This is a genomic window from Paenibacillus tritici (assembly GCF_018207515.1).
Classification (GTDB): Bacteria; Bacillota; Bacilli; order Paenibacillales; family Paenibacillaceae; genus Paenibacillus_AQ; species Paenibacillus_AQ tritici.
This window is the reverse complement of the sequence record NZ_CP073365.1, coordinates 3,562,007-3,577,426: the sequence shown is the minus strand read 5'-3', so window position 1 is coordinate 3,577,426 and position 15,420 is coordinate 3,562,007. Positions and strand designations below refer to the sequence as shown.

The 15,420-nt window shown below is 54.1% G+C and carries 12 protein-coding genes; all 12 read right to left on the bottom strand.

All coding sequences use genetic code 11. The annotated features are described in order from the left end of the window. Nucleotides 1-57: 57 nt before the first annotated feature. The 12 genes from KDC22_RS15305 to KDC22_RS15250 all read right to left on the bottom strand — a co-directional run bounded on the left by KDC22_RS15305 (nucleotide 58) and on the right by KDC22_RS15250 (nucleotide 15,419). Nucleotides 58-867: an SDR family oxidoreductase gene (locus KDC22_RS15305; protein ID WP_173126908.1), complete on the bottom strand. Its 810-nt coding sequence runs from the start codon at nucleotides 865-867 to the stop codon at nucleotides 58-60. Nucleotides 868-1,043: 176 nt separating this feature from the next. Then, nucleotides 1,044-1,910: a transglutaminase family protein gene (locus tag KDC22_RS15300; RefSeq protein ID WP_173126905.1), complete on the bottom strand. Its 867-nt coding sequence runs from the start codon at nucleotides 1,908-1,910 to the stop codon at nucleotides 1,044-1,046. Beyond that, nucleotides 1,907-2,860 carry an alpha-E domain-containing protein gene (locus KDC22_RS15295; RefSeq protein ID WP_211723678.1) on the bottom strand — a complete coding sequence of 318 codons (954 nt, stop codon included), beginning with the start codon at nucleotides 2,858-2,860 and terminating at the stop codon, nucleotides 1,907-1,909. The genes KDC22_RS15300 and KDC22_RS15295 overlap by 4 nt, the downstream gene beginning before the upstream one ends. 40 nt (nucleotides 2,861-2,900) lie before the next feature. Continuing rightward, nucleotides 2,901-4,364, bottom strand: a complete 1,464-nt coding sequence (locus KDC22_RS15290; RefSeq protein WP_211723677.1) for a circularly permuted type 2 ATP-grasp protein — start codon at nucleotides 4,362-4,364, stop codon at nucleotides 2,901-2,903. An 828-nt stretch (nucleotides 4,365-5,192) separates the two neighbouring features. Then, complete coding sequence (ftsY, locus tag KDC22_RS15285; protein ID WP_211723676.1) at nucleotides 5,193-6,185, bottom strand: signal recognition particle-docking protein FtsY; 993 nt, start codon at nucleotides 6,183-6,185, stop codon at nucleotides 5,193-5,195. A gap of 146 nt (nucleotides 6,186-6,331) precedes the next feature. Beyond that, nucleotides 6,332-9,901, bottom strand: coding sequence for a chromosome segregation protein SMC (gene smc, locus KDC22_RS15280; protein WP_211723675.1), 3,570 nt, complete (start codon nucleotides 9,899-9,901; stop codon nucleotides 6,332-6,334). Nucleotides 9,902-10,127: 226 nt separating this feature from the next. After that, nucleotides 10,128-10,832, bottom strand: a complete 705-nt coding sequence (rnc, locus tag KDC22_RS15275) for a ribonuclease III (protein ID WP_173126887.1) — start codon at nucleotides 10,830-10,832, stop codon at nucleotides 10,128-10,130. 14 nt (nucleotides 10,833-10,846) lie between these two features. Next, entirely contained in the window at nucleotides 10,847-12,085 is a 1,239-nt protein-coding gene (gene fabF / locus KDC22_RS15270; protein WP_173126883.1) for a beta-ketoacyl-ACP synthase II, read from the bottom strand. 218 nt (nucleotides 12,086-12,303) lie between these two features. Beyond that, nucleotides 12,304-12,537 (bottom strand): acyl carrier protein, encoded by a 234-nt coding sequence (locus KDC22_RS15265; protein ID WP_039307421.1) that lies wholly within the window; start codon nucleotides 12,535-12,537, stop codon nucleotides 12,304-12,306. Nucleotides 12,538-12,659: 122 nt separating this feature from the next. Next, entirely contained in the window at nucleotides 12,660-13,409 is a 750-nt protein-coding gene (gene fabG, locus KDC22_RS15260) for a 3-oxoacyl-[acyl-carrier-protein] reductase (RefSeq protein ID WP_211723674.1), read from the bottom strand. Between the two features lie 51 nt (nucleotides 13,410-13,460). Further along, nucleotides 13,461-14,384, bottom strand: a complete 924-nt coding sequence (gene fabD, locus KDC22_RS15255; protein ID WP_211723673.1) for an ACP S-malonyltransferase — start codon at nucleotides 14,382-14,384, stop codon at nucleotides 13,461-13,463. A 45-nt stretch (nucleotides 14,385-14,429) separates the two neighbouring features. Continuing rightward, nucleotides 14,430-15,419 (bottom strand): beta-ketoacyl-ACP synthase III, encoded by a 990-nt coding sequence (locus tag KDC22_RS15250; protein WP_211723672.1) that lies wholly within the window; start codon nucleotides 15,417-15,419, stop codon nucleotides 14,430-14,432. Between the last annotated feature and the right edge of the window lies 1 nt (nucleotide 15,420).

The following is a 15,420-nucleotide window of genomic DNA, read 5'->3' as shown; positions in this document are numbered from 1 at the left end:
GGGGGAATGTGGTGCAGTTTCTTACAGCTTGTCCAGGTCAACAATACGCATTACGGCCTAAGACAGCAGAGACTCCGCACCGTCGATCACAATCTGCGAACCGGTAATATGGCTGGATTCATCCGAGGCCAGGAACGCAACCAGATCAGCCACATTCTCCGGTTTACCAGGTCCGTCTGCAAGCGGCTGCGCACCTTCAGGGAATTCAATGGGAATGACAATCGACTCCACCTCTTCATTGAACTCCGTACTCTCATCAATATTCGTCGCTATGGCTCCTGGACAAATGACATTTACACGGATTTTGAACTTGGCCAGCTCCAGCGCAGCCATCTTGGCAAAAGCCACCTGCCCGGCCTTCGTAGTACTGTATGGTGACCAGCCGAAGCTGGTAAATCTGCTGTTGCCGTTGATCGAGCTGGTAATAATAATGCTGCCTTTGCCCCGCTCCTTCAGATGGGGAATGCTGTATTTCAGCGTCAGGAAGGTGCCTGTCAGGTTGACGGATAAGGTCTTCTCCCAATCACTAACGCTCAGCTCCTCAATCGGCCCGACAACTCCGTTAATCCCTGCATTGGCAAACACAATATCAAGCCCTCCGAAATGCTCCACCGTCTTGCGTACCGCTTCCTCCATCCGGCCGGCATCCGAAGTGTCCACATCAATAGCCAACGCACAGTCCTTGCGCAGCTTATTCAGCTTCTGTTCCAGGATTGAGGTACGTTCGTTCACCAGATCGAATAAGGCGACATTGGCACCTTCCCGTGCGAACTGGATGGCTGCCGCTCTGCCGATTCCCGAGCCCGCACCTGTGATTATGGCTGTTTTCCCCTCAAAACGATGCTTTTTCGCTATATTTGGGCTCATATGTACACTCTCCCTCCATGATTACCATTCTGCTTGGAATGGCTCTGTTTCAAGATTACCCAATTGATCCTTGATTATAATCATTTTATGCAAAAAATTGCGCAAACCTTGTGCAACATGCACAGCCGTAAAAGGAAAGCCCCCGCTGCCAGCGGGGGCTATATAACCACTTTCCATTAACTATCCAGCTTCCGTACATCCACCTTGACCGTAAGCGTGCCCGCTACCCCGCGGTATACGCCTTTGACCGGCACTATATCCTTATAATCCCGTCCATGCCCAAGCTTGATATACCGCCAGTTCACTTCAACATTATTGGTAGGATCGAAGCCCAGCCAGCCTGTTCCGGGAATATGCGTCTCCACCCAGGCATGGGAGGCCTGTTCAAAGTCGGCGTTGCCTCCCTGCAGATCACCGACAAAGTGGTACCCGCTCACATAACGCGAGGGCAGACCGACACTGCGGCAGACGGCAATCATCAGATGCGCATAATCCTGGCAGACTCCGCGTTTGAGCATCAGCGCTCTTTTGACCGTAGTGTTGACGCTCGTCGCGTCGGGGTCATACGTAAACTGCTCGTAGATGGTGGAAGACAGCTTCTTCGTCCATTCATACATATCCTCGGCTTCATCGAAAGGATGCTGCGAAGCAAACTCAACCAGCTCCTGCGTCACCTCGGTATATCTGGTGGGCAAAATAAACTCGATATAGCGGTTCTGAAACTTCTCGTCATTCAGCAGCTTCACCTGCTCTTCCAGCGGGATATGCGGCAGGTCGGCGCCTTGTGCTTTGTCGAGAGTAACCACGGTCGCTTTGGTATGAATCACCATCTCCGTATGCGGCTTGTTGACCGAATAGGCATGGACACGGTTCCCGAAGAAATCCTCATAGGTCAGCAGATTGGCCGGCGGATGCACCTCTACCTCATGATGATAACAGGACTGGCGGTAATTCGTCCGCGGTGTCAGCCTGATTTCATTGACACTGTCCGTCACCGGCTCTGCGTAGCTGTAGGTCGTTGTGTGATGGATCTGAATCTTCATACCGAGACTCCTTCACGGCGAAAAAAAGCACCGTCCATCGTTCTGCCGAGCTTCTGGCAGGATAACATCAACGCCTCCAGCACATCCAGCGTCAGATCACCGGACATCTCTTCCTTCTCCATATAATCCAGCTCCGCTTTGATCTTGCCGGCTTGACGCATCACCTTCTCATGCCCTGAGCCCTTCTCGGAAGAATCCAGCTCCAGCTTGGCCAGATGCTCCTCCAGCTTGTGGAAGGAGAAGCGGATCGAGCGGGGGAAATACGGGTTCACAATCAGAAATTCAAGAATGCATTCCGGGGACATATCATCGGCAAAATACCGGCGGAAGGACTGATAACCGCTCACCGATTTCAGTACGGCCTGAAGCTGGGTATAGATCGAATTAATATCCTTCGACTTGCAGGATACGGTGACGGCCTGCAGGATACGTGTCGTATTCTCCGCCCGTTCCAAGAACCGGCCGCTCTCAATGAAATGCCATTCGTTGCCCCGGAGCATCACCGATTGCTCCGCGCCGAGGAACATGGCCGCACGTTCCTTAACCTGCTGATAGAACTGGTGGGGGCCGCTCATAATATCCGCTACGGACTGTTCTCCGAGCCACAGGTTGAAGCCGTTCGCAATATCCCACAGCTCGCTCGGCAAATGCTGGCGCAGCGTGCGCAGATTATTCCTGGCCTGATGCACACAGGAGAACAAAGAATTTGTATTGCCGAGGTCCAGCGTAATGAAAGACAACACATCCTGCTCGCTGAAGCTGTCAAATTGCCGCATATATTCATTCCGTACTCCGAGCGCATCAATCAGCCGGGACCACTTGTGGCCCTCCTCCTGGAAATCCTCTTCCTGCTGAATATGGTAATGAACGTCGATCAGCCTGGCGTGATTCTCAGCCCGTTCAATATAACGGCCGATCCAGAATAAAGCCTCCGCATTGCGATTCAGCATCCTACCCGCTCCTTCCTAATTTGTCCTTGTACAGGTCCGTTCAGGCCATCACCCAGGTATCCTTTACTCCCCCGCCCTGGGAAGAATTCACGACCAGCGAACCCTCGCGCATGGCCACCCGGGTCAAGCCTCCCGGAATAACATGAGCCTTGCGGTCGACCCCCATCAGCACGAATGCTCTGAGATCAATATGCCGCGGGGCCATACTGCCGTCTGACAGCACCGGCGCACGGGACAATGACATGATAGGCTGGGCGACATAACGCTCCGGTTCTGCCAGGATTTTGAGCCGGAAATCCACCAGATCCTGCTTCGTCGCTTCACTCCCGATCAGCATCCCGTAGCCGCCGGAGAGTGAGGTCTCCTTCACCACCATTTCAGAGAGATGATCCAGCACATACTGGCGCTCCTGAGGCCGTGACAGCAGGTAGGTCGGCACATTGCCCAGAATCGGTTCTTCATTAAGATAATAGCGGATCATATCCGGCACATATACATACATGGCTTTGTCGTCGGCGACACCCGTCCCGGGTGCATTGGCAATAGCGATATTGCCTGCCCGGTAGGCATTCATCAGACCTGCGACCCCAAGCAGCGAGCCGGGCTGAAAAGCCAGCGGATCAATGAAATCATCATCCAGGCGGCGGTACAGCACATCAACCCTGCGCAGACCGTTCATCATTTTCAGGTAAATCTTATGGTCCTGTGCAACCAGATCACGGCCTTCAACCAGATGAATCCCCATCTGCTGCGCCAGAAAAGCATGTTCATAATAAGCCGAATTGTATTCTCCCGGTGTCAGCAGGGCAATGACCGGATCTTTGGTCCGGGACGGAGACAGGCTGCGCAGAACGGACAGGAAACGGTTCAGGCTGTGATCCACATCGCGGATCGAGCTGGCAAACGATAATTCAGGAAAGAGCTGGTTCATGAGCGATCTGCCTTTGAACAGATACGAGAAGCCGGAAGGTGTGCGCAGATTGTCTTCAAGCACATAATATTCGCCGTCATGATGCCGGATCAGGTCAATGCCTGATGTGGTGATATAAGCCCCTCCTGGTACACGGAGTCCGGTCATTTCCGGCCGGAAGTAACAGTTGGAGATAATCATCCGCCGCGGTACAATTCCATCCTTCACAATATACTGTTCATGGTAAATATCATGTATGAACAGATTCAGTGCTGTAATCCGCTGCACAATGCCCGCCTCCAGCCGTTCCCATTCCCCCTTCGGGATAATGCGCGGAATCATGTCAAAAGGAATCGTCCGCTCCATAGGCTGATCCTGTGCCGGGTTGTACAGTGTAAAAGTAATGCCCTCTTCCATCATCCGACGCTGCATCAGCTTCTGCTTGCCTTGCAGCTCTTCGGGGCTCATCCCGGAAAACATGCGGTTCACATGCTTGTAATGAGGCCGGACACTCCGTTCATCCGCATACATCTCATCATAGAAATGCTGCAACGGATACGGAGACAGACCGGGCAAAGGATCTAGTTTGGACATGAGCCCGACTCCTCTCGGATCAGTATAATGTGTTAAGTATGTTGACAATTGAATCTAAATTTCAGTAATTCATCATGAAAATATTAATTACTACCTTCATAATACGTAAATGATATTATTCATGTCAATATATATAACAGCAAAATGGAGTTTCTGAACCATTCTGCCTTATTGGAATCGCTCCCTTTTTCTTTTCACTGCTCTCAGGGACGTACAGAGTGAATTCCACCTCCAATTGTATGCTGGAGCGCTGACAAGCAGTACTATGGCAAGTAGTGCTATTGAGAATTTTTCATATATTGTTTTTTTAACATGATTTCGGCATATCCTTTAAAAGGCAAAAAGGGGAGTAAGCCGAAGGATAATCATGCACTGGTGGAGGCTGCTTTCGGCAGAGGAGGCTATGTCCGTGGAGGGGGATTCTGCGCGGGAAGCCAAGAAGCGGCAGCCCCGCAATAGCAGGTGGACAAACGTATCTTAATTCTTCGATTTCTGAGGGATGAGGGGAAGCAAGTGGAAAAACTACAACTGCTAGTGTTAGTATCAGCCACATTGGCTGCAATACGCTCATTTAAGTGTTGTTTTTCCAGCTACTGCTCTAACAGAGGCCGTTCTTTCCTCAGCAAGTGGAGAAAATCCAACTAGTTCCGGTTCCCTATTTCCGGTTCCGGTTCCAGATTTCCGATTTCCCTCCCCCTTGTGCTGGACCCAGTCCGTTCAACAAAAAAACCTCCCCGTGGAATATTTCATTCCAAAGGGAGGTTGCAGCGCAGCTATCTATTGTTGTTAAAGGTCTCCGACTACCATTTCCGCTCTTGCCTAGAGTGCTTATTCTTCGGTGCCCGCTTCTTCAGCGATCATGCCTGCGAACAGGGCATGCACGAACTGGTCGGAGTCAAACGGCTGGAGATCTTCCATCTTCTCACCCAGCCCCACCAGCTTCACCGGCAAATTCATCTCCTGACGGATCGCTACTACGATGCCGCCCTTCGCCGTACCGTCCAGCTTCGTCAGTACCAGACCGGTCACGCCGCTTTTCTCGCCGAACAGCTTGGCCTGACTCAGCGCATTCTGCCCGGTAGTGGCATCCAGCACCATCAGTACCTCATGCGGGGCGCTAGGAATCTCACGCTGAATGACACGGAAGATCTTGTTCAGCTCTTCCATCAGATTGCTCTTGTTCTGCAGTCTGCCCGCAGTATCGCAGATCAGTACATCTACACCACGCTGCTTGGCAGCCTGTACGGCATCGAACATCACCGCCGCCGGGTCAGAGCCCGCCTGCTGCTTGATGACATCGACATCGGCGCGCTTGCCCCAGACCTCAAGCTGCTCAATCGCTCCTGCACGGAAGGTATCCCCTGCCGCCAGCAGAACCTTCTTGCCCTCCTGTTTGTAGCGGTGCGCCAGCTTGCCGATGGTTGTTGTCTTCCCGACTCCGTTAACGCCGACAAACAGAATGACGGTAATCCCGTCCGGATTCTCCTTCAGACTGTTGTCGTCGTCGCCGCGCAGCAGCTCCATCAGCTTGCGGGAGAGAATCGGCTGCAGCTCCGCAGCATCCTCAATCCGCTTCTGCTTCACTTCAGCGCGCAGCTCCTCGACCAGCTTCATGACCGTATTAACGCCCACATCGGCGCCGATCAGAATCTCTTCCAGCTCCTCATAGAATTCTTCATCTATTTTTTTGCGGCGGATAATCAGATCCGAGACCTTCTCCACGAAGCCCTTGCGTGTCTTCTCCAGGCCGTCACGGAACTGTTTGGTTACACTTTCCGTTTTACCGGAGATGCTTTCTTTCAGTTTCTTAAAAAAGCTCATATTGTTCCTCCTAAAAGTTTTGTGAGTCTAGGCTTCATTGATTCACTTCGTACAAAACTGGCTTCGTAAGCATACGCTTAAGTTTTATGGAGCGATACTGGTTGGAATTACTCAGCAATAAAACTAACTTCGTAAGCATCTGCCTATCAGGCAATCTCCGCCTCTTCATCCTCCAGCCGCACCGATACAAGCTTGGACACGCCGCCTTCCTCCATGGTTACGCCATAGAGAACATCGGCCTCCTCCATCGTTCCTTTGCGGTGGGTGACTACGATAAACTGCGTCTGCTCCGAGAACTCCCGCAGATACTGGGCGAAACGCACGACATTCGCTTCATCCAGTGCCGCTTCCACCTCATCCAGCACACAGAACGGCACCGGCTTCACCTGCAGAATGGCGAACAGCAGAGCCATTGCGGTCAAGGCGCGTTCCCCGCCGGAGAGAAGCTGCAGGTTTTGCAGCTTTTTGCCCGGAGGCTGCGCGACAATATCAATCCCCGTATCCAGCATATGCTCAGGGTCCAGCAGCTGCAGATCTGCCCGTCCGCCGCCGAACAGCTTCGTGAACACCGTGCCGAATTCCCGGCGGATCGCATCGAAGGTCTGCTTGAAGCGCTTCGACATCTCCTCTTCCATCTCGTGGATCACATGGTAGAGCGTTGTTTTGGCTTCCACCAGATCATCCTTCTGCCCGCTGAGGAAGGTATAACGTTCATGCACCCGCTGGTATTCTTCAATCGCCCCCAGGTTAACCTCGCCCAGAGCCGAGATGCTGCGCTTCAGACGCTGCACTTCCATCTGCGCCGCAGGAACATCCTCTGGCACCGGATAACGCTGCTTCGCCAGCTCATAGCTGAGCTCATAGTCATCGCTCAGCTTGCGGAGTATATTATCCAGCTCCACATCCAGCCGCCCTACGGCAACCTCGGTGGAACGGAGCTTGTCTTCAACTGCCCGGAGCGCCTGCCGCTGGTCTTTGGTCTCGCCTTCGGCCAGCTCCAGCTTGCGCGAGATAGCCGCGCGGTCGGCACGCGCCAGGTCGAGCTTCGCGGAGGTATCTTCCTTGTTCAGCCGCAGGCTGTTGACCTCTTCCTTCTGCTTCACTGCTTCGCGTGTATTCTCCTCCAGATCCTGCTCGATGGTCATCAGCAGGCTGCGGCTCTGACGCAGCTCCTTCTCCTGCGAACCGGCATCCTGCCTCATGCGCCGGAGCTGCTCCTCCAGGGAGAAAATCTCCTGATCCAGCTTGCCCTCCGTGACCTTCATGCCCGTCAGCTTGCCTTGCAGCTCTTCCTTGGCGGTCTCATTCGCCTTGCGGTCCGATTCGGCACTGCGGATCGCCGCATGTGCTTCCTGCTCTTCCTTCTCCAGACGGGCCAGCTCAGCCTCGGCCTGCTTGCGGGCCTCTTCGAGCCCGCGCACCTCACTCTCGAAGCCGCTGCGCTCTGCGCCCGCACCCTCAACTTGCTCCTGCACATGCCGCAGCTCCTGCTCCAGCTGCTTCAGATCACCGGATACCCGCTGCTCCTCCAGGCGCTTCTCGTCACCGTCATGCCGCAGCTCCTCCAGCTTCTGTGCCGCCTTGTCCTGCTCTGCACGCAAGCGGCTGATGCCCTGCTTCAGCTTGGCAATCTGCTGCTCGCTCTCTTCAATCTCGCCGGAGAGCTGGTCGAGCTGACGCTTGCGGCTAAGCAGGCTGTTGTTCTTCTTATGCTGGCTGCCGCCCGTCATCGAACCGCCGGCATTCACAACATCGCCTTCAAGTGTAACCACTCTGTAGCGGTATTGGCATTTGGCGGCAATGCGGTTCGCCTGCTCCAGACGCTCGGCGATCACCACATTCCCCAGCAGGCTGCCGATAATGCTCGCATACTTATCTTCATAGCCGACCAGCTCCGAACCGATTCCGACGAACCCTTCGGCGCCTTCCACCATACTCCGGTCACTGCCGGTAATCTGCCGGGGCCGGATGACATCCAGCGGGAGGAAGGTTGCCCGCCCAAGCTGACGCTGCTTCAGGAAAGCAATCGCCTGCCGGGACACCGCCTCATTCTCCATGACAACATGCTGCAGTGAAGCGCCCATGGCCGTCTCCACCGCCATTTCCAGCTTCTCCGGAACGGATATCAGTTCAGCCACTGCACCGTGCACACCGTTCAACTGTCCTTTGCGCGCACCCTTCAGCACCTCTTTGACCCCAAGCATGAATCCGTCAAAATCATCCTGCATTTCCTTCATCGTCTCATGCCGGGAGACTTGGGCCTCGCGCTTCTGCTCCCATTTGCGCAGGCCGCTTTGCGTTTCTTCCAGCAGCTTCTGCCGCTTGCCGGTCTGCTCGCTCTCCGTAATATACGCACCGCGCAGCTGGCCGATTTCCTTGCCGAGTGTGGTAATCTTATCCTTCAGCCCTGCCTGGGCGGAGACAAGCTCCTCCAGCCGGGCTGTCCATTTGCCGCTCTCCTCCTGGCTGCGGCTCATCCGCCGCTCCAGGCTCTCCTTCTGCTGATCCGCATAGCGGATCTCATTGCGGGCCTGAGCCATCAGGTTCATCAGCTCCAGCAGCGCGCTCTTCAGCTTCTCTTCCTTGCTCTGGCTGATGCCTCCGGCCACACCCTGCAGCTTCGATTCCTCATCGCTAAGCTCGGCCCGCAGATCCTCCAGAGCTTGTCTGGACTGCTTCAGCTTATGCTCCAGCTCTGCAAGCTCACGCTGCCGCCCCTCGGAACGTTCTCCTACAGACCCCAGAGTCTGCATGAGCTGTTCCCGGTTCTTCTCCAGATTCCTGCGGCGTTCCTTCAGCAGTTCGCCGTAGCCTTCGCTCTTCTCATTCGCTTCGCTGTAATGCAGCAGTTGTCCCTGCAGCTTCTCCACTTCCTGCTCCAGGCTCCGAAGCTCGGCCCGGCCGCTCTCCAGCTTGGCATCATGGGCGGAGACAACAGTAGACAGCTCCAGTTGTTCTGTCTTGAGCAGCTCCAGGCGGGCATTGCCCTCCTGCCAGGCCGTATGTATGCCTTCGATCTGATGCACATATACCGAAATCTCCAGAACTTTAAGCTGCTCACGCAGTTCCTTATAACGTATAGCCTTCTCAGACTGGTCTTTAAGCGGTCCCACCTGATCCTCAAGCTCACTGATCAGGTCATGAATCCGCAGCAAATTCTGCTCGGTCTCATCAAGCTTGCGACCGGCATCCTTTTTGCGTGACTTATATTTAACAATACCTGAAGCCTCTTCAAAAATACCCCTCCGGTCTTCTGAACGGGTACTGAGAATCTCTTCAATCCGGCCTTGTCCAATAATCGAATAGGCTTCACGGCCAATGCCGGTATCCATGAACAGCTCCGTGATATCCTTCAGCCTGCAGGCCTGCTTATTAATCAGATATTCACTATCTCCGCTGCGGTGAACACGCCGGGTCACGGTAACCTCGCTGAAATCCAGCGGCAGCACATGATCCTCATTATCCAGCGTCAGCGAGACCTCGCCGTAATTAACTGCCTTACGGGCATCACTTCCGGCAAAAATAATGTCCTCCATCTTGCCGCCGCGCAGTGATTTGGCACTTTGCTCTCCAAGCACCCAGCGTATGCCATCGGATATATTGCTTTTGCCGCTGCCGTTCGGGCCGACTACGGCCGTAATGCCGCGCACAAATTCCATTTCCGTTTTGTCGGCAAATGATTTGAAGCCCGCTAATTCAATCCGTTTCAGAAACATATCTCGCCTATCACCTCTGACCTATTATACCATAGTGTTTCCTTGCCAAAACAACCCCACAAAGTGGTGCGCCTGCTTCGATGTTTACTCAAGTTCTCTGTGGGGACCCCAAAACACATAACTTCTGATATTTCGAAAAAGAGCAGCAAAAGTCTGACTTCCGCCGATATCGCCGGCATTCAGACCATTGCTGCTCTACTCCGCTTCTACTCGTTCAAATATGCCTTCAAGCGCCGTCTTCCTTCAGAAGCAATAACGCCGCTGCCGCTGCCTGCTGCTCCGCTTCCTTCTTGGAGCGGCCGCTGCCGCTGCCGAGTGAACGGCTGGCCATATAGACTTCAGAGACGAACTCACGCTCGTGCGCCGGACCGCGTTCTTCAATAATCCGGTATTCCAGCGTACCCATGCCATGATGCTGTATCAGTTCCTGAAGCTCTGTCTTGAAATCGCTCATCTGCATTTGCAGCTTACCGTCGGTCTCAACCAGCGGGAATACGTGATTATCCAGAAATCTCCGGGCCGTTTCCAGGCCTTGATCGAGATAGAGCGCTCCCACGAAGGCTTCGAACACATCGGCCAGCAGAGCCGGGCGGGTACGCCCGCCCGTCAGCTCTTCCCCTTTTCCCAGCAGTACGAATCGCCCGAAGCCCAAGGTTTCGGCAAAACGGACCAGCGACGGCTCACACACAATCGCCGCACGCAGCTTGGTCAGTTCACCCTCGGGTCTGTCCGGGAGCAGATTGTACAGATATTCGGACACCGTCAGCTCAAGCACCGCATCACCCAGGAACTCCAGGCGCTCGTTGTCCTGATGCTGATTGAACCGGTGTTCGTTCACATAGGATGCATGGGTAAAGGCCTGCTTCAGAAGTACAGGATCGTGAAATTGGATTTGAAGTTGGCTTTGTAACTGCTTCAGGTCTCCTTTCACTGCACTGTCTCCCCTTACTTATTATATTTTTTGAGAATAACGGTCGCGTTATGCCCTCCGAAGCCGAAGGAATTCGACATTGCGATGTTAAGCTCAGCCTTACGCGGCACATTCGGAACATAGTCCAGATCGCATTCCGGGTCAGGGTTGTCCAAATTGATCGTAGGGGCAATCATGCCCTTCTGCAGCGATAGTCCGCAGATGATCGCTTCCACACCGCCGGCTGCGCCGAGCAAGTGGCCTGTCATCGACTTGGTCGAGCTGATCGCTACCTTGTACGCATGCTCTCCAAGCGCTTTCTTCACAGCCGCTGTCTCTGATTTGTCACCTACCGGTGTAGAGGTGCCGTGTGCATTAATGTAGTCGATGTCCTCCGGAGAGATTCCGGCATCACGAATCGCCATCTTCATGCAGCGTGCTGCGCCGTCAGGATCAGGCTCCGTCATATGATGGGCATCGGCACTTAGGCCATAGCCAATAACTTCGGCATAAATCTTCGCGCCGCGCTTCTCCGCATGTTCGAGAGACTCGAGAATCAGGATTCCTGCACCCTCGCCCATCACGAACCCGTCACGGTCCACATCAAACGGGCGGCTGGCCTTCTGAGGCTCGTCATTGCGGGTGGACATAGCTCTCATTGCACAAAAGCCTGCCATACCCGTAGGACGAATGGTTGCTTCTGAACCGCCGCAGATCATCGCATCCGCATCCCCGCGCTGGATCAGGCGGAAGGATTCGCCAATGGAATGGCTGCCTGTGGCACAAGCGGTCACTGTTGTTGTATTCGGTCCTTTGGCACCGAGATTAATGGACAGCTGGCCGGAGCCCATGTTGGCAATCATCATCGGAATGAAGAACGGGCTAACCCGCTTCGGGCCTTTTTCGAGCAGCAGGTTGTGGTTATCTTCCCATGTGCCCAGGCCGCCGATGCCAGAGCCGACAGACACGCCGATCCGCTCTGCATCAATATCTTCACCAATGGTAAGTCCGCTGTCCTTCAGCGCATCTTCACCGGCAGCCACCGCAAATTGCACGAACCTGTCCATCTTGCGGGCTTCCTTGCGGCCGAACCGGGCCTCCGGATCGAAGTCTTTGACCGAAGAAGCGATACGCGTTGTATAATCACTGACATCAAAAGCTTCAACCAGGGATACTCCGGACTTGCCGCTCATGAGGTTATCCCAGAACGTCTCCAGATCCTTACCCAGCGAAGTCATTACACCCATACCTGTTACAACCACTCTATGATTCAAACACAATCACCCCGTCTGTAGGCTGTGTACCTCTGTAGCTTCGTAGAGGAGAACACGCCTGAAGTCTATATAAACTGCAGTCGCCGCAGGATTATCCAATCTGCGGTTCACTTATTATCTTTCATTAAGATGCTGATACACTCCTGCTCACTCTTAAAGGACCGTAAAATGAGGAGAAGTCCCGCCCTGGCAGGAACGGGACCCTCAATCATATGACTCTAGGTATGAGATTGTATGTACTTCACAACTTCACCCACGGTCGTAATACTCTCTGCATCTTCATCAGAGATTTCCATATCGAATTCATCTTCCAATTCCATTACCAATTCTACTACGTCAAGAGAATCAGCACCTAAATCATCTTTGAAAGACGCTTCTAATGTTACCTCTGCTTCATCGGCACCTAAGCGGTCGATGACAATGCGTTTTACACGCTCCAATACATCGGACATCCGGTTCACCTCCTCTTTTGGTATTATACGAGATATGAAGTCAAAATACCATAGAGCATAAAAAACGCTTTCTGGCCGCCTCTGCTCTCTTCCCCCGTACTGATCAGACGCTTAGCAAAGCCTTACATGTACATTCCGCCATCCACATGAAGTGTCTGGCCTGTCATATAGGCTGCCCCTTCCGAGGCCAGGAATACCGCCGCGTTAGCAATGTCCTCCGCCCGCCCAAGCTTGGCAAGAGGAATCCCCTTGATCAGCTCACTGCGGACTTCATCGGACAGCTCACGGGTCATGTCGGTATCAATGAAGCCGGGCGCGATGCAGTTCACGGTGATTCCACGCGCCGACAGCTCGCGGGCCGCAGACTTCGTCATTCCGATTACCCCCGCCTTGGCAGCGGTATAGTTCACCTGGCCGGGATTCCCCGTCACCCCTACGACAGAGGAAATATTGATGATCCGGCCGTAACGCTGCTTCATCATCGGGCGGGTTGCTGCCTTCAGGCAGTTGAACACACCCTTCAGATTCGTTTCGATGACCTGGTCGAATTCTTCCTCTTTCATACGCATGATCAGATTGTCCCGGGTAATCCCCGCATTGTTCACCAGGATATCAATTTTCCCCCAGGCGCCGATCACCTCTTTGACCAGGTTCTCTGCCTCAATGCTGTTGCCGACATTCCCTTGCAGAGCAATTCCTTCCGAGCCAAGCTCTTGAATCCGGGCTACGGTCTCCTCGGCTGCCTGAAGGCTGCCGGAATAGTTCACCGCCACCTTGACACCCTGCGCAGCGAGTGCCAGGGCAATACTGCGGCCGATTCCCCGGGAACCACCGGTGACCAGGGCGGTCTGACCTTTTAGTGCTGCAAACATGCTAGGTTGTCCCCCTTCAATAATCATGCAACTATTGCCATGTCCGGCGGATTACCAGCCAGCCCCGGCACTCTCCAGACTGTTGATATTCACGACCTTGACATTCTTGTCAATCTTGCGGATCAGCCCAGCCAGCACGCTGCCGGAACCGATCTCTACAAAGGTATCCACTCCGGCCGCTATCAGCCATTCCACGCTATCCTGCCAGAGAACAGGAGAGAATACCTGGGCTACCAGCAGATTACGGATTTCTTCCGGGTCTGTTACCGGAGCAGCAGTCACATTGACCACTACAGGCATAGCCGGGGCATTGAAGGTTACCTTCTGCAGTTCAGCCGCCAGCCGCTCAGCCGCCCCCTTCATCAAAGAAGAGTGGAACGGTCCGCTTACCTCCAGCGGAATGGCCCGCTTGCCTCCCGCTTCCTTCACACGCTGCACCACTTCACCGACACCTGCTACCGAACCGGAGACCACGATCTGCCCCGGACAATTGACATTCGCCAGCTCCACGGAATTCCCGGACTCTGAAATGCTGCGGCATAATTCCGTGAGGGCGCCGCGCTCGGCACCCAGCACAGCTGCCATAGCCCCTTGTCCTCCAGGCACAGCCTCTTCCATGAACTGTCCGCGCTGGCGGACCAGCCGTACAGCATCTTCGTAAGACAGCACTCCGGCGGCTACAAGAGCGCTGTATTCACCAAGACTGTGGCCTGCCACATAATCCGGTGTAATGTTAAGCCCACGGAGCGCTTCCAGATAAGCCACACTGGCTGTAACCAGTGCCGGCTGTGTATTCACCGTCTGCTTCAATTCACTGTCCGGGCCTTCAAATACAAGCCTGCTCAGCGGAAAACCAAGCACCTCGTCGCCCTTCTCAAAGACCGCACGGCTCTGAGGCACAGCTTCATATACATCTTTACCCATACCAACTGTCTGTGCACCCTGACCGGGAAAGACAAATGCGATTTTACTCATGAGGGTTGAAGCTCCTTCCCGTTACTATTATTAATGCCCTGTTACTTACCAGATCAGCACAGAAGCGCCCCAGGTAAGTCCACCGCCGAAGCCGACCATAAGCACTGTGTCGCCCGCCTTCATCCGGCCTTCTTCTGCTGCTTCTACCAGGGCCAGCGGAATGGAAGCGGCAGAGGTATTCGCATATTTATCAACGTTGACTATAACCTTCTCGGGCGGCAGCTCCAGGCGCTGCATCGCGGATTGAATAATCCGGATATTGGCCTGATGCGGCACGAACAAGTCGATATTCTCCTTGGTCAATCCCGCCTTGGTCAGCACACGTTCCGTAGCCGATCCCATAACGCGAACCGCGAACTTGAAGACCTCACGGCCATTCATATAAATGAAGTGCTTCTTATCTTCTACGGTCTGCTGGGAAGCCGGAAGACGCGAACCGCCTGCTTCCAGATTAAGCAGGCTGCCGCCTGAGCCCTCCGCTCCAAGATCAAAGGACTGGAAGCCCCGTCCTTCCGGAACTTCACCGACGATTACCGCACCGGCACCGTCTCCGAACAATACACAGGTATTGCGGTCTGTATAATCCGTGATACGCGACAGGGTGTCCGCGCCGATCACGAGCGCATTGTTATACATGCCGTTCTGGATAAAGCCGGTTGCTGTAGCCAGACTGTAGACGAACCCGGAGCAGGCTGCTGACAGATCGAAGGCGGCCGCGTTCTTGGCTCCCAGCTTGTCCTGCAGAATGCAGGCTGTGGACGGGAAGGCGCTATCCGGCGTAACCGTAGCTACAATGATCAGATCCAGCTCCTCCGCCTTCATGCCGGCAGATTCCAGTGCCTTCAGTGCCGCTTCATAAGCCAGGTCAGAAGTCGCTTGCTCCGGGGCCGCAATATGCCGTTCCCGGATGCCTGTACGGCTGACGATCCATTCATCGTTTGTTTCGACGATCTTCTCCAGATCGCTGTTGGTTAATATTCTCTCAGGTACATATTTTCCTGTCCCAATGATTCCTACCGGACGTAATTGTCTCATG